Consider the following 20643-nt stretch of genomic DNA (forward strand, 5'->3'; position numbering starts at 1 on the left):
TAAATATATTCTTTTTAAATAAATATTATGAATTGGAATTATCCTACTACTATTTGGTGTGGAGCAGGTAAAATAGAAGATCTTGCAAACGCCTGTTTGAACTTAAAAATTAAATGTCCACTTTTTGTAACTGACAAGGATCTTTTAAATCTTTCAATGACTTCAAAAGTAATTGAAAAATTAAAAAATGACTTTGATCATTTACAAGTATTTTCACAATTTTCAGGAAACCCAACTGGAAAAAACGTAATAGATGGGGTCTCTTTATATATAGAAAAAAAATGTGATGGAGTAATTGCCTTTGGTGGAGGTAGTGCATTAGATGTTGGAAAGGGAATAGCTTTTATGTGCGGTCAAAAAAGACCTATATGGGATTTTGAAGATATAGGTGATTATTGGACAAGAGCTGATGGAAATAAAATTTCTCCAATTATAGCGGTTCCAACTACCGCAGGAACAGGCTCAGAAACAGGAAGAGCTTCAGCCATCATTAATGAAGAAACAGGAATAAAAAAAATAATTTTTCATCCAAAAATTTTACCTTCTATTGTAATTTTAGATCCAAATTTAACCAAAGATCTTCCTCCAAGAATAACAGCTGCAACAGGAATGGATGCACTTGCTCATAATCTCGAGGCTTTTTGTGCACCTGGATTTCATCCAATGGCAGATGGAATTGCACTTGAGGGTATGAGATTAATTAAAAATTCTTTAATAGAAGTTTATAAAAATGGTAAGAACATAGAAGCTAGATCTGAAATGTTAGCGGCATCTAGCATGGGTTCTACTGCTTTTCAAAAAGGTCTTGGTGCAATACATTCTTTAAGTCATCCAATAAATGCACAGTTTGATGTACATCATGGTTTAAGTAACGCTATATTTATGCCTTATGTTCTAACTTTTAATAAATCAGTTATTGAAAACAGAATTAAGTCTATTTGTAATTATCTTAATCTAAATAGTACATTTGAAAACTTTTTAGAATGGATATTAAATTTGCGTAAAGAATTAAATATTCCTCATAAACTTTCAGATGTTATGGATTGTAATGAAATTGATTTAGAAAAACTTTCTTTAATGGCATTTGAAGATCCATCTACAGGAGGCAATCCAAAAAAAATAACACAAGATGATTTAAAAGAGATGTATAAAAAAAGTATTTCAGGAGAATTATTTTAATGAAGAAAATTTTGGTAGTAGAAGGTAATTTACAAGAGGAAAATCAAAGTTTTACAGAAGCAGGTATTCAAACTCATACTGAAAGCTTAAAACATAGTCTTTCTCATTTTACTGATCAACTAAATATAGATGTAGTTAATCCATCTTCAGATGAAAATATAAGCGAGAATATTGATCCATTAGAAAGTTATGATGGTCTTATTTGGGGTGGAAGTAGTTTAAATATTTATAACAAGACACCTGAAATTTTAAGACAAATAGAATTTATGAAAGAGTGTCAGAAAAAAATTAAAAAAGTTCTAGCGATTTGTTGGGGAATGCAAGTTGCAGTAACTGCCGCTGGTGGTGAGGTAAAAAAAGCTGAGAAGGGGTCACACCGAGGGATTGCGAGAGATATTGAGATTAATGAAAATGGTTTAAATCATCCATTATATAAAAACAAAAATAAAAAGTTTAATACTCCAGCATTTAATTTTGATGAAGTTGTAACTCTTCCAGAAAATTCAACACTGCTCGCTTCGAACCCAATTAATAACGTTCAAGGTTTAAATTTTAAAATTGGAAATTGTGATGTGTGGGGCCTTCAGTATCATCCAGAAATTACTTACAACAAGATGATTAACTTAATTATTTTTAGAAAAGATAGACTTATAGAACGTGGTGCTTTTAAAGACCAAAATCATATTGATGATCACATTAAAAATATAGAAATAGAAAACAAAAAATTAGATAAAATTTCCAGAATGAGAGAATTAGAGAATTGGTTAGATTATCTTAATTTAGAATAATCCTTCAATCTCACCTTTTTCATTTAGTTTAATAGAATCTGCTGCAGGAACCCTTGGTAATCCGGGCATAGTCATGATTGCACCGCAAATAACCACAATGAACTCTGCTCCTGATGATAGTCTTACTTCTCTCACTGGTAATGCATGACCTGTCGGTGCTCCTTTAAGATTTGGATCTGTTGAAAAACTGTATTGAGTTTTAGCAACACAAATTGGCAAATCACCATATCCAGCATCTTCAAAGTTTTTAAGTTGATCTCTAATTTTTGTATCAGCGATTACTTCATCTGCTCTATAAATTTCTTTTGCAATAGTCTCTATTTTTTTAAACAAAGGTGTTTTGCTTTCATATAAAAATTGAAATTTAGCTTCATCTTTTTCACATAATTCTGAAACATGAGCTGCTAATTCTTTTGTACCTTCACCACCATTTGCCCAATGAGTACATAGACTAGCTTTAACACCTAAATTATCACAAAAATCTATAAGTGCTTTCACTTCATTATCAGTATCTTTTATAAAATGATTAACTGCTACAGCTACAGGTAAACCAAACTTTTTAACATTTTGAATATGTCTTTCTAAATTTACTAACCCTTTTTTTAAAGCTTCAACATTTTCATTTTTTAAATCATCTTTAGCAACACCACCGTGCATTTTTAAAGCTCTTATAGTTGCAACAATTACAACACAGCTTGGTTTTAAATTTGATTTTCTACATTTAATATCTAAGAATTTTTCTGCACCAAGGTCAGCACCAAATCCCGCTTCAGTTACAACATAGTCTGCTAATTTTAAACCAGTCTTTGTTGCAATAACTGAGTTACAACCATGAGCTATGTTTGCAAATGGACCGCCATGAATAATTGCAGGATTGTTCTCTAAAGTTTGTGTAACATTAGGTCTGATAGCTTCTTTTAAAAGAACTGTCATAGGACCTTGAGCATTTAAGTCTTTTGCATAAACTGGTTTTTTATCTCTAGTGTACCCAATAGTTATATTTCCAATTCTTTTTTCTAAATCTTCCAAATCATTTGATAAGCAAAAGATTGCCATTATCTCTGATGCAACTGTGATATCAAAACCATCTTCTCTTGGAAAACCATTTGCTACACCACCTAAATTTATATTTATAGATCTTAATGATCTATCATTCATATCCATAACTCTTTTCCAAACAATTCTTCTAACATCGATATCCAGTTTATTTCCCCAATAAATATGATTATCGATTAACGCTGATAATAAATTATGAGCTGATGTAATTGCATGAAAGTCACCTGTGAAATGTAAATTGATTTGTTCCATTGGAACGACTTGAGCATAACCTCCACCAGCTGCTCCACCTTTCATACCAAAAGAAGGACCTAAGCTTGGTTCTCTAAGACATACGATAGATTTTTTTCCAATTTTATTTAAACCATCATTTAATCCAACTGAAGTTGTAGTTTTCCCTTCACCTGCTGGAGTAGGAGTAATAGCAGTTACTAAAATTAGTTTTCCATCTGGCTTGTCTTTTAGTTGCTCTAAATATTCTAAATTTATTTTTGCGATATGTCTGCCCATAGGACTAAACGCAGAGCTTTCATCAGGTACATTTATCTTTGCTAAAATATCATTTATTGGTTGCATTTTAGCTTCTCTAGCTATCTGTATATCTGATTTTACTTCGCTCATTCGTTATCCTTTATTATAAATTTTTTAACTAATAATTATCTTATTTGAGATTTTTCGAAACTTCTAAAATATATATATAAAAAAAATAAGAACTATTTAAATTCATTAATATAAAATTCTAATATGCAAAAGTATTCTATTTTTAGCTTGGTTAAAAATGCATTAACAGGTCATCAAAATTGGGATTTAGCTTGGAAAGACCCAAATCCCAAAGAAGAGTACGATATTGTTATCATCGGAGGTGGTGGTCATGGTCTAGCTACAGCATATTATCTAGCTAAAGAACATCAAATCACAAAAGTAGCCATCATTGAAAAAGGATGGATTGGTGGTGGAAACGTTGGACGTAACACTACAATTATCAGATCAAATTACATGCATGATGAAAATGGTCTTTTCAGTGAGTTTGGAATGGATCTATGGAGAAAAATGAGTCAGGACTTAAATTACAACGTGATGTTTTCTCCAAGAGGAATAATTAATCTTGCACACTCAGATGCACAAATGAATGCATATGCAAGAAGAGGAAATTCGATGAGATTAAACGGAATTGATGCAGTTCTTTTAAACAGAGAAGAAGTAAAAGAATTAATTCCAATGGCTGACTTTTCAGACAACGTAAGATTTCCTATCTTTGGTGGATTGATGCAACCAAGTGCTGGAACTGCTCGTCATGATGCAGTTGCTTGGGGGTACGCTCGTCAAGCAGACTCGATGGGAGTAGATATAATTCAAAATTGTGAAGTCACAGGTTTTGATGTTTCTGCAGGAAAAATAAAAGGGATCAGAACATCTAGAGGAAATATTAAAGCAAAAAAAGTAGGTCTATGCGTTGCTGGTAGCACAAATATTTTGGCAGAAAAATTAAATATGACTTTGCCAATTGAAACTCATCTTTTACAAGCTTGTGTTTCTGAACCAGTGAAACCAGTTTTAGATAAAGTTGTAACTTTTGGTGCAGGTCACTTTTATATTAGTCAATCAGACAAAGGTGAAATGGTAATGGGTGGAGACCTCGATGGTTACAATAGTTACGCTCAAAGAGGTAATCTTCCAACATTACAACACGTTTTAACTGAAGGAATTGCGATGATGCCATTTTTAAGTAAATTAAAAATGCTTAGAACTTGGGGCGGGATCATGGACATGTCAATGGATGGTTCACCAATAATAGACAAAACTCACATTGAAGGTTTGTATTTAAATTGTGGATGGTGTTACGGAGGCTTTAAAGCAACTCCAGCATCAGGATGGACATTTGCACATACTATTGCTCAAGATAGAGTTCATGAATTAAATGCAGGATACAGTTTGAATAGATTTAGTACTGGTCATCTTATCGATGAAAAAGGTCTTGGTACAAAAACTTGGATTTCATAAATGTTACATATTAAATGCCCACATTGTGGAATGAGATCTCAAAATGAATTTTCTTATGGTGGAGATGCTACTGTTAAAAGACCAGAACTAAATAAAGAAGTTACAGATCAAGAATGGGATAATTTCGTATACAATAGAGTTAGTCCCAGAGGAAAACATTTAGAACTTTGGCAGCATTTATCTGGTTGCAGACAGTGGATTAAAGTTGAAAGAGATACTGCAACACACGAAATTTTTAAAACTTACAAAGCTAACGAAGAAATTGCTTAATGACTCAGAGTTATCGAATAGAAACAGGTGGCTTAATAAATAGAAATAAAAAAATTTCTTTTAAGTTCAACGGCACATCTTATTTTGGTTATGAGGGTGATACATTAGCTTCAGCTTTACTCGCAAATGGTGTTCATTTAGTTGGTAGAAGTTTTAAATATCACAGACCCAGAGGGTTTTTTGGTGCAGGAGTTGATGAACCTTATGCAGTTGTTCAACTTTATAGAAATGGTGAAACGGAGCCAAATATTAAAGCAACTGAACAAGAATTATTTGAAGGATTAGAGGCAAACAGTGTTAATTGTTGGCCAAGTGTTAACTTTGATATTGGAGCAATAAATAATTTTTTAAAAATATTTTTACCTGCAGGATTTTATTACAAAACTTTTATGTGGCCAAAAAGCTTTTGGTATAAAATTTATGAGCCATTTATAAGAAAAGCAGCTGGATTAGGAGTAGCATCAACAAAACATGATAAAGAGAGATATGAGCATAAATATGAGTATTGTGATCTTTTAATTGCTGGATCTGGACCATCAGGTTTAGCGAGTGCTTATTCTGCTGCCAAAAATGGAGCCAAAGTTATTTTAGCTGAAGATAAACCAAGATATGGTGGCTCACTATTAACGAGTGATGTGAATATCGGTAACCAATCTGGAAAAGATTGGGCAGACGGTATCATCTCAGAATTGAAAGAGATGCCAAATGTAACCGTAAAAAATAGATCTCAAGTTTTTGGATACTATGATCACAATATGTTGGTAATGTCTGAAAAAGTTAGTGATCATTTACCTAAAACTAAAAAATATCATCCAAACAAAAGACTTTGGTACATTAGAGCAAAAGAAGTTCTAATTTCATCTGGTTCAATTGAAAGACCAATTGTTTTTGGAAATAATGATACTCCTGGAGTGATGCTTTCATCTGCAGCTAAAGAATATTTAAAAGTTTATGGTGTCTTGGTTGGAAAAAAACCTTTAGTATTTACAAACAATGATAGTGGCTATGAAACTGCAATTGAATTTAAAAAACATGGAGTTGAGCCTATAGTTTTAGATTCAAGATTAAATCCACAATCAGAAATTATAGATGAAGCAAAAAATTTAGGAATTAATATTAAAAATTCATATGTAGTAGTTGCAGCACAAGGTTATAAAAAAGTAAAATCAGCTGATGTAGCAACTATTTCTGAAGATAAGAAAACACTTGGCAAAATAGAAAATATAGTTTGTGATTGTATATGTGTTTCTGGATTTTGGACACCTACAATTCATTTGGCATCACAATCAGGAAATAAAACTAAATTTAATGAAGAGATAGACGCGTTTGTTCCAGGAGTTTCAAAACAAAATGAAACAACTTTGGGAGCTGCTAATGGTGTATTTACACTAGAAGAAACTTTAAAAACATCCTTTGAAAAAGGAAAAGAATTATCAAAAAAAATTACTGAGAAAGATAATGAAATATCTATTCCAAATGTAGTTGAAAAAAAATATTCTAAACACGATAAGTTTTGGTGTGTTCCATTACCAAAAGGTAAAAGTTATAAAAGATTTTTAGATTTCCAAAATGATGTTGCTGTTTCTGATGTAGAGATTGCATTAAGAGAAGGTTATAGATCAATTGAACATGTAAAAAGATATACCACTTTAGGTATGGCAACAGACCAAGGAAAAACAAGTAATTTAAATGGATTGCAATTAGTTTCTGAGATTGAAAATAAAGTTGTTCCTTCCGTTGGCCACACTACTTTTAGACCTCCTTATACACCTATTTCTATAGGTGCTATTGTTGGTAGAGAAGTAGGAAAGCATTCAAAACCAACTAGAAAATCTCCAATTCACAATTGGCATGAAGAGCATAACGCTGTTTTTGTTGATGCAGGAGTTTGGTTAAGACCAAGATATTATAAAAGAGGAAACGAAACTTTGTTTGAAGCATCAAAAAGAGAAGCAAAAAATGTAAGAACAAACGTTGGTGTTTGTGATGTAACAACTCTTGGCAAGATTGACGTTAAGGGTCCTGATGCTGCTGAATTTTTAAACAGAGTATACACAAATGCATGGTTGAAGTTACCTATTGGAAAAGCAAGATATGGAGTGATGTTAAGAGAAGAGGGGATAGTGATGGATGATGGTACAACTACTAGAATTTCAGAAAACCACTATCACATGACAACAACTACGGCTCAAGCAGCTAATGTGCTTTCGCATTTAGAGTATTATTTGCAACTTGTTTGGCCTGAACTTAATGTAAATGTAGTTTCAACAACTGAGCAATGGGCAGGAGCTGCTATAGCTGGCCCTAAATCAAGAGATTTATTACAGAAATTGTTTCCTAAAACAGATGTATCCAATGAAGGTCTTCCATTTATGGGATATGTAGAAGGCGATTTATTTGGTGTTAAAGCAAGAATTTTCAGAATTTCATTCTCAGGTGAATTAGCTTACGAAGTTAATGTTGAGTCTGATAACGGAAGATTTATGTGGGAAAAAATAATTGAAATTGGAGAAGAGTTTCAAATTCAACCATATGGAACTGAAGCATTGTCTACACTTAGAATTGAAATGGGACATGTTGCGGGTTCTGAATTAGATGGAAGAACAATTCCTTACGACAATGCTTTAGAAGGGCTATTGAGTAAAAAGAAAGATTTTATTGGAAAAAGATCACTACAGAGATCAGCTTTTGTAGCTGAGGATAGACAGCGAATTGTAGGCGTTGTTCCATTGGATAAAAAAACTAGTATTCCAGAAGGTTCACACTTAGTTAAAGACGCTAACGCTCCTTTACCGAATAAAAAATTAGGTCATATCTCAGCCTCTTGTTGGAGTGTTGAGCATGATAATCCATTTTCACTAGCAATATTAAAAGATGGAAAAAATATGATTGGAGAAAAATTATTTGTAATGTCTCCATTAAAAAACAAAGTTATTCCAGTAGAAATAGTTTCATCACATTATGTTGATCCAAAAGGAGAGAGAGTTAGATCATGAGTTTAATTTCAGCTTTAAATAATGTGCATGCAAAAGGTCAATTTGGAGATTTAGAAGGTAAAGATGATAAAAATTTACTTTCAATATCTGAAACTACTAATTTATTAATTGTACAGATAGTTCAGTATAAAAGTTCAAACTCATCATTAGACAATATGCAGGTAGATGGTCTAAATTTAAGAGACAATTCATCTTTAGTTAGCTCAAATGATAACACAAGAATACTTTGGAATGGTCCAAGAAATTGGATTTTAGTTTCTAAGAAAAGGGATATTTTAAATGAAATAGAGCAAAAATTTAATGATAATGAATTTGCAATAACAGACATATCTCACTCAAAAGCAATAATTGAAATTGAAGGTAAGGAAGCCAAGGAAGTTTTAAAAAAAGGATGCCCATTTAATTTTGGTGAGCTAGAAAAAAATCAATGTTTAAATTCTACTTATAACGGAATGTCAGTCACTATTGATATGCTTGATGATGATCCAGATAAATTTAGAATATTTGGATTAAGAAGTTTTGGTGAATCTCTTTATCACTCAATAACAGATGCATCTTTAGAATTTGGATATATTGCAAAGTAATTATTTTTCTCTAGTAGCAATATAAACACCAATAGTAGCTATAAAAAATCCTAAAAGATCTAAATTAGATAATTTCTCATTTAAAAATAACCATGCCATGAATGCAGATGTAGGAGGAATTAAAAAAAATATTGAAACTGTTTTGCTTGCAGAATTTTTTTTAATTAAGAACATGAGTATTGTGAATGCTCCAAAGGACACTAAAAAAATTTGATGACTCATTGCAATTATAAATGTTTTTGAAAATTCAATGTAAGGATCAGCAAAAAAAATTATAATTAATAAATGAAATGAAAAACCTCCAAGTGCTTGATTCATATTACTTACTGATAAGGGTAGGTTGTTGCTTATTGTTTTTTGCCAAAGAGTTGAACTTGTTATTGCTATCAAAGCTATAATAGTTGCAATTAATCCAGCAGTTGGAATTTTTGATCCAATTTCAAAACCAAGAACTAATGATGCTCCAATAAATCCCAGTAAAACACCTATCCATTGTTTAATAGAAACCTTCTCTTTAAGTATTGGTCCACTTAATGCATTAGTTAGTATTGGCTGAAGAGTTACAATTAAAGCAGCAAGACCAGTTGGCATTCCAATAGAAATTGAATAAAAAACACCTCCCAAATAAAATCCATGAAAAAGAACTCCACTGAAAAAAGATTGTAAAAAATTTTTTTTATTTACAATTATTTTCTGCCTTGAATAGATAGAAAAAATTAGAAAACCAAATGCTACTAGTGCAAATCTAAAGGCCAATGCAGCAAAAGGATCGCTGTAATCAATGATTGGTTTTGTAGTTATGAATGCTGATGACCAAAGTAAAATAAATATAAATGGGAATACTTTAATCACTGTAATTAATAAATTTAAATTTAATCAATTAAATTTAATTTAATCAAATTTTTTTGCTTAGTTTCTTTACACCACATTTCATAACTTTCACAAACTCTCCAAAGATGATTAAAGGCTCTTTGAGATAATTCCAAAGGGAAATGAGTTTTTGTATAATACAGCTTTGGTATTTTAAGCAAAAATTTAACCATAGAATCTTTTTGAATGTCTAAAAGTCTTAATGTTTCTTCATTAATTTTCTTACCAGTAATTTTATCAACAAAATTGTTATCTTTTAATTCAGATATCCAATTTTCATGAAATTCTCCTGAGCTAATAAAATCATAATCTTTTGTTGTCATGAAAATCTCAAATGCTTGGATGTTATTAACTTCAGGATTTTGTTTTTTTATCTCAATAATTTTAGAATATATTAGTTCTGCAACTCTTAAAACATATGGCTTATCAATTTTGGATGTCACTGTTTATCTTTTGTGTTTCTGCATTGCAGAGTGAGCAAGAATTAAATTTGGATCCAAAAATATCTTTGAAGATTTAATATTCTTAAATGATTTAAAAGCGAATATTGCAATTGGCAACTCAGTACAACCTAAAATTATTTTTTTACATTTCATTTTAAGCAAATATTTTATAGTTGGTTTGATAGCTTTCTCAGCAGCTCTAACATTACCCATTTTTACAAACTTGATTGCTTTATTTACTGAATTTTTTTGAAGATTTTCAGATGGGTTAACTAATTGATAGCTCTGATCAAAAAATTTATTATACACTCCAGTTTTTAAAGTACCTTCAGTGGCCAATAAACCAACTTTTGAATTTTTTTTACAATTCTTTTTTGTAAATTTAAAAACTTCTTTTGGCATATTTATAATTGGGATATTGATTTTTTTTTGTAGATCATCAAACCAGTAATGAGCTGTATTACATGGGATAACAATAAATTTGCATTTATTCTTTTCTAATAACTTACAACCTTCAAGAAGACTTTTTAAAACTTTATTATATTTTGTTTTATTGGATTTATTTGTATTTAGATTTGATAAGTTTTTCGTTTGAGTACCTATAGATTCTGGTCTTCCTGGAATATTTGATTTGTTATACAAAACAAATAAAGGATATTCTTGATCAATTTTACCTCTATTTAGCACTGCAAGCTTATTGCAAAAATCAAGACCAGCCTGAGTACCCATTCCACCTAAAATTCCGATCATAAAATTCTTATTATCTTATATACAACTTATATAATTAAATTTTTTGACTAAAAGTTGTTTTTTATAAGATTTGGTATTGGCTGAATAAAATTATTTATTAAAAAATAAAATTTTTTCAGCCAATAGGAAGTGTGAAATTATGCAGTTTTTAAGTTAACTGCTGAAGGACCTTTGGGACCATCTTCAACATCGAAAGTCAAAGCTTGACCCTCATCTAAACCGTTCATACCAGCATCTCTTACTGCTGAAACATGTACAAACACATCTTTTTCTTTGTCTTCTCTTTCAATAAAACCAAAACCTTTGGTTGGATTGAACCATTTTACTTTACCTGTTAGACTCATATTATTTCTTCTTACTTTTTGTTATATTAATTATTACTTAAAATTTATAATTAAGTAATTTTGGCTTTCTTTAGATTTTAATGGGTTTTGTCAACAAAATAGAGAAATTATCCGATCTTATTGTCAATCTGTAGCAATCAATTTAGTCAAATAAACAGAATTAAGATCTTCTTTATAATGAGCAAATGGTTCACAAGGCTCAAAACCACAAGATTTAAAGAGTTTTCTAGCTGGAATAAAAAAATCTCCAGCACCTGTCTCAATACTTAATTTTTTAATATCTAATTTTTTTGCCTCACTAATAAGGTGATTGATAACAATAACACCATGTCCTTTTTTTCTAAAATTATCATGAATTCTGATTGATTTGAATTCTCCATGTCCTTTTTCTAAAAATTTTAACGCACCACATCCCATTAGTTGATCGTTATTATATAAACTCCAGAATTTTATAGATGGAACTTTAAGACCTGGAATGTCTAAAACATGAGCGCTTCCCTCTGGTGAGGCAGCTCTAAGTTCAACAAAATGCTTTGTTAAAAGCTTGTGAACTTCTGGATCATCAAAATTTCCTTCAATTGATTTTAACATATTATTCCAGAATAGTGATATGACCCATTTTTCTTTTATCTTTAATTTCTTTTTTTAAATAATCAAAAAAGAATTCATTATCTTTAAGTTTTGGAGAATTTCTATAGTGAGATATTTGATCTCCTAGTAAATTTATCATTTTTGCATTTGATAATTTTTTTAAAGGTATCTGTTCAAGTCCACATACAGCTCTGATGTGATTTTCAAATTGACTTACATTAAAAGCATTAATTGTTAAATGTCCAGAATTATGAACCCTTGGAGCAATTTCATTTACATAAAGATTATCATTTCTATCTATAAAAAATTCTACACATAGAGTGCCAACATATTTAAGTTCTTCAGCAATAAGTATTGCCCAATCTTTAGATTGATTAAATATTTTTTCATTTATATCTGCAGGTATCTTAGAATGTTTTAAGATCTGATCTTCATGGGTATTTTCTATAGGTTCATAGATTTCATATTTATTATTACTAAACCTAGTTATAATAATTGATATCTCTTTTTTAAGTTTGACTAATTTTTCTAAAATATATCCTCTTGATAAATCTAATTTAAGATTTTTTAATTCTTCTGATGATGAGACAGGGTGTTGCCCTTTACCGTCATAACCTAATGTTGTAGTTTTAATTATACCTGGTAAAAAATCTTCAAGGACATCAATATCAGATTGATTTTCAACTGAGACATATCTAGTTGTTCTTATATTTAATTTATTTACAAAATCTTTTTCTGCTAGCCTATGTTGAATTAATCTATTTACCGAAGGTTTTGGTAAAACTGGTTTTAACTTGTTGATATCATTTAATGTATCATATGGAATGTTTTCAAATTCATAAGTTACGATATCAACTTTGTTTACAAATTCATTTATTTTTTCTTTATCGTCATATTTTGCACCAATAAATTCGTCACAAAAATTCTGAGCTGGTGCTTCCAAATCATCACAAAAAATTATTATCTTTATCCCTAATTTTTTTGCAGCAATTGCAAGCATACTTCCTAATTGGCCGCCCCCAATAATCCCAAGAGTAATATTAGACATATTTATTTTGGAGCTCTTTTAACGGACTTAGTTTGGTTTGATCTCCAACTTTTTAACTTATTTTTGATCGATGAATTATTAATAGCCATTATTTCAGCTGCAAGTAATGCAGCATTAATAGCGCCATCTTCTCCAATTGCTAAAGTACCCACAGGAATCCCTTTTGGCATTTGAGCAATCGAAAGCAAACTATCTAAACCTTTTAATTTTTTACTTTCAATCGGTACACCCAAAACTGGAATTTGAGTTAATGCAGAAATCATTCCTGGCAAATGTGCTGATCCACCAGCTCCAGCAATAATTACCCCGATATTATTTTTTTCTGCCTTTAATGCAAAATCGTACATTCTCTTTGGGGTACGATGAGCAGAAACAATTTTAGTTTCAAACGAGACACCTAATTGTTTAAGAGTTTTTTCTGCTAATTGCATAGTTTTGTAGTCTGATTGACTACCCATAACTATTGAAACTTTTTTATTAGTATTTTTTTTCATGAAAATGGCTCTCTTATTTATTTCAAAATTAATCAAAAATTTCAATAAAATTAATAGTATTTCAATTTAGATTGATTAATCTTATTTTGTTATGAATTTTAAAATCGATAATTTGCAATATTGCAATTGGTCTAGAAAAATTTTTGAAACAAACAGAGCTGCAGGTTTAGATGCAGTTCATGTAACTATAGTTTATCATGAAGATTATGATGAGCTACTAATAGAATTAAATAAGTGGGAAAAAATTTTTGAAGCAAATTCTGATCTTATATTTCTAGGAAAAGATTTTAAAGATATTGAAAAAGCAAAGCTTGAAAACAAAACTGCAATATTTTTTGGTTTTCAAAATTGTTCACCAATTGAGGATGACATAGGTTTGGTTGAAAAAGTTCATGAACTTGGATGCAGATTTATGCAACTAACTTACAACAATCAATCTCCTCTTGCTACCGGTTGCTATGAAAAAATTGATAGCGGAGTAACTAATTTTGGAAGAGAAGCAATAAAAGAAATGAATAGAGTAGGAATCGTTGTTGATATGTCTCATTCTGCAGAAAAAAGCACAATGGATGCAATTGAAATAAGTGAAAAACCAATTGCGATCACACATGCAAACCCTTCTTTTTGGCATGCTGCGAAAAGAAACAAGTCTTCAGATTTGCTTAAGATGCTAAGTGATAGTGGAGGAATGTTAGGTTTATCTTTATATCCACATCACTTGAAAGAAAATACCAATTGTACTCTTGATAGTTTTTGTGAAATGGTAGCAAAGACTGCAGAAATTATGGGAGCAAGTAAAATTGGTATAGGGTCTGATCTTTGTCTTGATCAACCTGACAGCGTAGTTGAGTGGATGAGAAATGGTACTTGGACCAAAACTAAAAATTACGGAGAAGGATCAAAAAATAAACCAGGTTTTCCAAAACAACCTAATTGGTTTGAAGACACAAGAGGATTTTCAAATATAGAAAAAGGTCTCAAAAAGATTGGATTTTCAGATGATGAGACACATGGGATACTAGGAAATAATTGGTACAATTTTTATAAATCAATTTAATTTATGCAAGTAGAACTAAGAGATCCAAACACTATTATGAAATTATCTCGTTTAGGATCTTTTCATCAATCAAAATTATCTTTTTTAAGAAGTTTTTTGAATGAATTTAAAGACTGGGAATATAAACAAGATTTGTTTAATTTAGATGAAAATGGTTATGGTGAGGCAGTTTATTCATTTAAAAAAGACAAAAGAGTTTATTCTTTAGTTTGTTTTGCAAATCATATTAAAGATGAGGAAAGATCAGACAGAGTTATAGCTACTAAATGGGATGCGGCTTTTACTCTTCATGATGGAGTGCCAGGTAAAAAAGATATTGAAAGATTGAAAAATGAAGTTCCCAAACAAGAAGTTGGAAGACTTTCTTATAAAGAACTTACATTATCAAGAGCGAATAAATCTGTACGATTATTTAATCATGTAACAGAGAGTTTAAGTCAAGGATTACAACCAGATTTAAATTTATTGTCAAAAGTTGGTTATTTATACAGAACTACTGCTGTTTATGGATCTGGTAAATTCGGTTTAGCAGATAGGTTTAGAATAAAAAATCGTGAGGAAATTAATGGACCATTTAGATTAGAAATGATGCTGGTTTATCTTGTAAGACAGTTTACTTTTGACCAAGTTAATCATGTTGCTTTTCATAGGAACCCAAAAAAAGCAGTAAAACTAGATGAGCAAATCTCTAAAAATCTAGGTATTGGAAATTCTACCGGATTAGGAATGGCCCCCTTTATTGTTAATCATCCAACACTTTTAAATAACTGGATTTTAAGTAGAGAAATAGCTTTAAAAAAAATTAGAGAAATTCAAAATGTAAATAAAAAGGATAGTGAACTTTTTATTGATTGTGTAAAAAAATCACTAACAAACATTACAAGTTGGAACACTGATAGTGAATATCAAAAAAATAAAATTAATAATCTACTAAAAGATGTTCAAAAATTTTTGAAATTCATTGAGAATGATTTTGATTTTACAAAAGAATATCCCTTCAACAGTATTTATAAGTGGCTTGAGAAAGAAACATGTGAAGAATGTATTGAATACATAGTATCCATTATGATGGAACCATATAGTGAAATAACTGAACCTTTAGTAAAAGAAATGAGCTCTGATGAAGAAAAATTTTTTAATATACCAACTCATAGGACTGTTGAAGATTTAAGAAGTATAATTGAGAAAAAATATCCAAATATATTAGAAATAAATTTTGAAAAAAAAGAAAATAATCAAAATTTTTGGTTTATCTCAAAAAATAAAGAAGAGCCAAGACTAGCTGATAGATTTGAAGAACATGGTTCAGAATTAGAACAACCTTTAGCAATAGCTAGGGATATAAAAAAGCTCTACGAAATATTATTGGTTTCTAAAAATAGTCAAACCGTATCTGACTTTTTAATAAAAAACTCTGATTTAAGACATGTTATTAGAAGGGTTTTTATAGTTGAAAAATTTCCTTATTCAGAAATTCAAGATAATACAATTGGTAAAAACATAATGCCTATTGATATGTTGAGATTGAAGCTATCTTTCTTTGGGGCGTTAAAATTTGACCCAAGATCTGACAAATGGTTAAGAATTTGTATGTTTCAAGGAGCACCATTACCTCATGAATTAAAAAATTACGATGAGCAGTGGGTATATAAAACTAAAATTTAACATGAAATCATTAAGTGAAATTGAAACCACTGTTAAAAGAGCAACTAAAGCTAGCGGATATTCATGGGGAGTTGCTGAAGAAACAGCAAAGTGCGTAAGACTATTAGAATCCTTTGGTCTTCCAGGTATTAAGCATATAAATAAATATTTTTCTCAAAGGAAAGAAAATAGTTTTCAAAATTTAAATTTAATATTAGAAAAAAATCAACCTCCAGCAAAATCTTATTGTCCAATTATTCTTGGAGTTAGTTTTTTAGATCAATCAAAATCTCTAGAATTCTTAAAAAAAATTGAATTAAATAATGTTGCTTACCCTTCAATATTTTTAGCTTTTGTAAGTAGGGCATCAGAAATTATTGGTAAAAAAATTCATATAAATCTTGATAAAAAAGAAATTATTTTAAATCTAAATTTAAATATCTATTCTAATATTCCTAATAACGAATTTCCGTCTATTGCAAATCATTTAGAGATCAGTTTTTTAGAAAATATTGATAACTTTTCTGAGGAAGAGTGGAAGGATTTATACAAATTGTCTGAAGATATTTTTGTTGAAGAATCCGAGAGTTTAAAACAAGGTGGGGCAGGTGCAGGCCTAACAGATAATGACTGATAATTTTGATGAAATTAAGGATCAAGATAACAGTGAAGATTTAAATAATATTTGTGATGAGTGTAAAGAAGAGGATGAGAGTGTATCTCAAAATTTAATCTTAACTGGTTTTAAAATTTGTAAATCTTGTAGAGTTTCAAAAACTATTTTTCCAATCTAGCTAATCTGATTAGTTGGAAGCATGTTCATTCTGCTCATTACGAATGTAATTGACAGAAAAGCTATTATCAAAAAAGATAATAAGACTATACCAAAAGATTTAAAATTAGATTTTAAATTTAAAATTTCTTTTGTTGAAATGATTAAACCTGCAAAAATCCAAAATTGAGTAAGAAAAATAATAGGTATCATTAAATCTGGAGTTACTGCAAAAAATCTTAATAAACCAGGAGCATGAGCAAAACCAACTGCAGTTAAAACTTTTTTAAATGATACTTTGGTTTGTTTATCTGGAAAAAGTTTAACACCTATCACAAAAATAAAGATCGCCCATATTAACCAAGTAACAATTGCTGTTAGACCCGACATTCCTATTGCAGTTTTAATGACAGTGTTAGCTGCTACTGCGCCAGCAACTCCATCTAAAATCATTATTAAGCCTGCAAAATATATGGAAGCTTCACCATAATTTCTGTTATCAGAATAAAGTGTTTTATCTAATTTTATTGATTTGAAAACTATATTTAAAAATTCACCAAACATTAATTTTTATCTCTTTTATTTTTTTGAGCTTTATAAGAAACAATTAATGGAAATACTATTAAAGCAATCGCAATAATAATGCAAATTGCTATTAAAAACCCTTTTGTCATTGAAATTTGGGGGAGTTTAAAAAACTCCCCCTAAATAAATTTAGCCTTTTACAACTTCTCTTGTGTTTGCGTTGAAAGACTCTTTGAATGGAATATCCACTACTACAGCATCAACAGGTGTTCCTGGAGTTTCTGAATATTCTGTAGGTAGATGAACTTTATATTTAGTTCCTACTTTTCCTTTTGGAAAACCATTTGCATTTAATGTTCCATCAAAAGGAACATATCCCATTGCAATGTTTGTTTTCTTCTCAGGATGCCACCATGGTGACGTTAAAAATCCTACCGGATCTCCACCACTTTCAGGAGAAACTAACCAAAAGTCAGGTGCATAATTATCAATAGGTTTACCACCTAATTCCATACCAACTAGTTGGAGTTTGTATGGTTTTTTACCTGCTTTTAATTCCTCTTTCATCTTTTCTAGTGCAGCCTTACCAACATAATCAGCGGTTTTGTTCCATTCTCCTTTTCCAGACAAAGAAACTTGATAACCTAAATTACATTGGAACGGATTGTGTTGTTGATCCATGTCTTGTCCCCATGAAAGAATTCCTGCTTGAATTCTTCTGTGGTGAGCAGGAGCAATAACCATTAAGCTGTGTTTTTTTCCAGCTTCAAGTACAGCATTCCACATATCCTCAGCATATAAAGTAGAGTTTCTTAGATAAATTTCATAACCAGCTTCTCCTGAGAAACCAGATTGTGAAATCACAACATCTCTTCCTCCAACTTTTGCTTCAGCTAATCCATAGAAAGGCATATTATCGAAATCTACTTGATCTCCACATAAATCTTTCATTAATGCTTTTGATTTAGGACCTTGAATTTGAACTGGGCTCACATCAATTTCTTCAATTTTACAATCAAATCTTCCATCTGCGTTTACACCTTGAAGATATAAACCAATATCAGAGTCTGATAATGAAAACCAAAATTCATCTTCAGAAATTCTTAAAAGAATTGGATCATTCAAAACTCCACCATATGCATTACATAGAATTACATATCTTGCTCTCATTGGTGAAATTTTAGTTGCATCTCTAGTGATCACATAATCAGTAAATTTTTCTGCATCTGGACCCTTAACTCTTATTTGTCTTTCAACAGCAACGTTCCACATAGTTACATGGTTTACGATAGCATCGTATTCAACCATAGCACCACCATCTTCAGGTTTTACATAACCTCTTGGGTGATAAATACGATTGTATACAGTTGCTCTCCAACAACCTGCCTGCATTGATAAATGCCAATAAGGTGATTTTCTTACCCTTGTTGAAATTAACATTTCAACTTTTGTTGGCCCACTTTGTCTTAAGTTGTATGGTACTTCTCTGTCTGACTGATCAACAGAAGTAACATGTTTTAATTTAGTATAGTCAAATTCATTAGACATAACTATTCTCCCTCAACCACTTGTTAGTTTCCTTCAAGCCGCCGAATGTATAAATGTGGAAGTTATCAGTGTGCGATTTAACTTTCCCAATTAAATCATTAGGGTCTTTAGGTTTCAATAAATCTAACGCCTTACTAAAATTAGATTTAAGAAAGTTTAAGGAATTTTTTGCCCCAACAATATTAGCAAATTTAATTAAGCTAGATATTTTTAAGGGCCCAGTGATTCCAACATGCACTGGTACGCTTTGTTTAGAAATAAAATCAATAATAGGCTGAGGATCTAATAACCATTGAGTTACTATATAATCAGCGTAAGGCTTTTTATCTATCATTGCTTTTTCTAAATCTGTGTCGGATATATCAGGACTCCCTTCAGGATGTCCAGCTATTCCTATTTTCATTTTTTCAAAATAACCTGTTTCTAAAAGTTGAAATGAACTATCAAATTTTCCAAGAGGCTCTCTTCCTCCTCCAATAATTAAAGCTTGTTTAACTCCTGCATCTTTACATCGTGTAACATAATCCTTTAGCTCATTTTCATCTCCCATAGATCTTGCTGGAAAATGTGGAACTGGATTAAATCCTTTTTTTACAAGCTCTGCTGCTTTATCTGCAGTTTCTTTATAATCTCCTCCTGGAAGCATAGTGATATAGACATCACTTAATGGAGGTACAGTTTCAAGATCTGTTTTAGGACCTATCTCCAAAGAAAAATTCATAATTCGGATCTTTATTGATTTTGAAATATGAGTCTAGAAAATTCGTTTGAGCTAAAGTTACTTCTTCAGCTGACCTCTGTGCTTTTGAATTCTTTGCCCGTACTGTTGAGTGACCCTATCGAAGATAATTGCTAAGGCTACAATTGCTAAACCATTCATCATTCCTAAGGCTAAATATTGGTTAGAAATTGCCTGTAAAATAGGTACTCCAAGGCCTTTTACACCGATCATAGATGCAATCACCACCATTGCTAAAGCCATCATGATAGTTTGATTAATTCCAGCAAAAATTGTTGGAAGTGATAATGGAATTTGGACTGATCTCAATTTCTGCATTGGGGTTGCTCCAAATGCTTCACTCGCTTCAAGAGTTTCTTTATCTACTTCTCTAATCCCTAAATTGGTTAGTCTTACAATTGGAGGTAAAGCATAAATACAGACAGCTAGTAGTCCTGGCACTTTACCGATCCCTAGAAGCATAATGATAGGAATTAGATACACAAAACTTGGAATAGTTTGCATCATATCAAGTATTGGTAAAATTGCTTTTTCTGCTCTTTGAGATTTAGACATAACAACACCAATTGGGATTCCTACTGATATACAAACAAGAGTAGATACAGATATTATGGCTACAGTTGCCATGCAATTTTTCCACATTCCAAAATAACCGATAATCAAAAAGCATACCACTGTACCTATAGTTAATTTTATACTTCTAGAACCTATCCAAGCTAATAATGCAAAGACACCGATTACTACAGGCCAAGGACTATTGATTAGTAACTTTTCTAACCAGATTAAAAAATATAAAAGTGGATCAAAAAAACTTTCTATACCTTCGCCATAGGCTCTTGAAAATTCTTTAAAACTAAAGTCGATTCCTTTCTTAAACTCTCTAAGAGCTGTTCTATCCATTACTGGAATTTTAGTAAAGAAATCCATGAATCTTTTTATTAAAA

22 protein-coding genes are annotated in these 20643 nt (G+C 30.9%); 10 read left to right on the forward strand and 12 right to left on the reverse strand.

What is annotated here, in order from left to right; translation table 11 throughout:
* Window positions 1-27: 27 nt before the first annotated feature.
* A complete protein-coding gene (locus VP90_RS07055; RefSeq protein ID WP_425321973.1) occupies window positions 28-1179 on the forward strand; it encodes an iron-containing alcohol dehydrogenase in 1152 nt (383 codons plus the stop codon).
* A complete protein-coding gene (locus VP90_RS07060; RefSeq protein ID WP_262590410.1) occupies window positions 1179-1967 on the forward strand; it encodes a type 1 glutamine amidotransferase in 789 nt (262 codons plus the stop codon). The genes VP90_RS07055 and VP90_RS07060 overlap by 1 nt, the downstream gene beginning before the upstream one ends.
* Here VP90_RS07060 and VP90_RS07065 read toward each other — a convergent pair.
* Window positions 1959-3644 (reverse strand): formate--tetrahydrofolate ligase, encoded by a 1686-nt coding sequence (locus VP90_RS07065; protein WP_262590411.1) that lies wholly within the window; start codon window positions 3642-3644, stop codon window positions 1959-1961. The two genes, VP90_RS07060 and VP90_RS07065, sit on opposite strands and share 9 nt — an antisense overlap.
* A 123-nt stretch (window positions 3645-3767) precedes the next feature.
* On the opposite strand from VP90_RS07065, the gene VP90_RS07070 reads away from it, so the two are divergent.
* From VP90_RS07070 to VP90_RS07085, 4 genes are read left to right on the forward strand one after another with little or no spacing between them, the layout of a single operon-like run.
* The gene (locus tag VP90_RS07070) at window positions 3768-5024 is read left to right on the forward strand and encodes a sarcosine oxidase subunit beta family protein (protein WP_262590412.1); all 1257 of its coding nucleotides are present in this window, start codon (window positions 3768-3770) and stop codon (window positions 5022-5024) included.
* A complete protein-coding gene (locus VP90_RS07075; protein WP_075506172.1) occupies window positions 5025-5294 on the forward strand; it encodes a sarcosine oxidase subunit delta in 270 nt (89 codons plus the stop codon).
* Window positions 5294-8290: a sarcosine oxidase subunit alpha family protein gene (locus tag VP90_RS07080; RefSeq protein WP_262590413.1), complete on the forward strand. Its 2997-nt coding sequence runs from the start codon at window positions 5294-5296 to the stop codon at window positions 8288-8290. Before VP90_RS07075 ends, VP90_RS07080 begins: the two co-directional genes overlap by 1 nt.
* Complete coding sequence (locus tag VP90_RS07085) at window positions 8287-8874, forward strand: sarcosine oxidase (protein ID WP_262590414.1); 588 nt, start codon at window positions 8287-8289, stop codon at window positions 8872-8874. The genes VP90_RS07080 and VP90_RS07085 overlap by 4 nt, the downstream gene beginning before the upstream one ends.
* Here VP90_RS07085 and VP90_RS07090 read toward each other — a convergent pair whose 3' ends face one another.
* The 7 genes from VP90_RS07090 to purE all read right to left on the reverse strand — a co-directional run bounded on the left by VP90_RS07090 (window position 8875) and on the right by purE (window position 13414).
* Complete coding sequence (locus VP90_RS07090; protein WP_262590415.1) at window positions 8875-9726, reverse strand: DMT family transporter; 852 nt, start codon at window positions 9724-9726, stop codon at window positions 8875-8877.
* A 20-nt stretch (window positions 9727-9746) separates the two neighbouring features.
* Window positions 9747-10187, reverse strand: coding sequence for a hypothetical protein (locus VP90_RS07095; RefSeq protein ID WP_262590416.1), 441 nt, complete (start codon window positions 10185-10187; stop codon window positions 9747-9749).
* 3 nt (window positions 10188-10190) lie between these two features.
* Window positions 10191-10937, reverse strand: coding sequence for an aspartate/glutamate racemase family protein (locus tag VP90_RS07100; RefSeq protein WP_262590417.1), 747 nt, complete (start codon window positions 10935-10937; stop codon window positions 10191-10193).
* A gap of 137 nt (window positions 10938-11074) precedes the next feature.
* Complete coding sequence (locus VP90_RS07105) at window positions 11075-11281, reverse strand: cold-shock protein (protein WP_075506166.1); 207 nt, start codon at window positions 11279-11281, stop codon at window positions 11075-11077.
* Between the two features lie 123 nt (window positions 11282-11404).
* A complete protein-coding gene (locus VP90_RS07110; RefSeq protein WP_262590418.1) occupies window positions 11405-11872 on the reverse strand; it encodes a GNAT family N-acetyltransferase in 468 nt (155 codons plus the stop codon).
* 1 nt (window position 11873) lies between these two features.
* Window positions 11874-12920: a 5-(carboxyamino)imidazole ribonucleotide synthase gene (locus VP90_RS07115; RefSeq protein WP_262590419.1), complete on the reverse strand. Its 1047-nt coding sequence runs from the start codon at window positions 12918-12920 to the stop codon at window positions 11874-11876.
* 2 nt (window positions 12921-12922) lie between these two features.
* Window positions 12923-13414, reverse strand: coding sequence for a 5-(carboxyamino)imidazole ribonucleotide mutase (gene purE, locus VP90_RS07120; RefSeq protein WP_262590420.1), 492 nt, complete (start codon window positions 13412-13414; stop codon window positions 12923-12925).
* Window positions 13415-13505: 91 nt separating this feature from the next.
* On the opposite strand from purE, the gene VP90_RS07125 reads away from it, so the two are divergent.
* From VP90_RS07125 to VP90_RS07140, 4 genes are read left to right on the forward strand one after another with little or no spacing between them, the layout of a single operon-like run.
* Window positions 13506-14471, forward strand: a complete 966-nt coding sequence (locus VP90_RS07125; protein WP_262590421.1) for a dipeptidase — start codon at window positions 13506-13508, stop codon at window positions 14469-14471.
* Window positions 14472-14474: 3 nt separating this feature from the next.
* Window positions 14475-16136 carry a hypothetical protein gene (locus tag VP90_RS07130; RefSeq protein ID WP_262590422.1) on the forward strand — a complete coding sequence of 554 codons (1662 nt, stop codon included), beginning with the start codon at window positions 14475-14477 and terminating at the stop codon, window positions 16134-16136.
* Between the two features lies 1 nt (window position 16137).
* Window positions 16138-16749: a DUF3726 domain-containing protein gene (locus VP90_RS07135; RefSeq protein WP_262590423.1), complete on the forward strand. Its 612-nt coding sequence runs from the start codon at window positions 16138-16140 to the stop codon at window positions 16747-16749.
* A complete protein-coding gene (locus tag VP90_RS07140; RefSeq protein ID WP_262590424.1) occupies window positions 16742-16909 on the forward strand; it encodes a hypothetical protein in 168 nt (55 codons plus the stop codon). Before VP90_RS07135 ends, VP90_RS07140 begins: the two co-directional genes overlap by 8 nt.
* Here the strand turns inward: VP90_RS07140 and VP90_RS07145 are convergent.
* From VP90_RS07145 to VP90_RS07160, 4 genes are all read right to left on the reverse strand, one after another.
* Complete coding sequence (locus VP90_RS07145; protein ID WP_262590425.1) at window positions 16906-17451, reverse strand: hypothetical protein; 546 nt, start codon at window positions 17449-17451, stop codon at window positions 16906-16908. The two genes, VP90_RS07140 and VP90_RS07145, sit on opposite strands and share 4 nt — an antisense overlap.
* Window positions 17452-17601: 150 nt before the next feature.
* Window positions 17602-18960: an aminomethyl transferase family protein gene (locus VP90_RS07150; RefSeq protein WP_262590426.1), complete on the reverse strand. Its 1359-nt coding sequence runs from the start codon at window positions 18958-18960 to the stop codon at window positions 17602-17604.
* Window positions 18953-19681, reverse strand: coding sequence for a methylenetetrahydrofolate reductase (locus VP90_RS07155; protein ID WP_262590427.1), 729 nt, complete (start codon window positions 19679-19681; stop codon window positions 18953-18955). The genes VP90_RS07150 and VP90_RS07155 overlap by 8 nt, the downstream gene beginning before the upstream one ends.
* Before the next feature lie 57 nt (window positions 19682-19738).
* Window positions 19739-20626: an ABC transporter permease gene (locus VP90_RS07160; RefSeq protein WP_262590428.1), complete on the reverse strand. Its 888-nt coding sequence runs from the start codon at window positions 20624-20626 to the stop codon at window positions 19739-19741.
* Between the last annotated feature and the right edge of the window lie 17 nt (window positions 20627-20643).

Origin of the sequence: Candidatus Pelagibacter ubique HIMB140, assembly GCF_025558165.1 — a bacterium.
Lineage (GTDB): Bacteria > Pseudomonadota > Alphaproteobacteria > Pelagibacterales > Pelagibacteraceae > Pelagibacter > Pelagibacter ubique_T.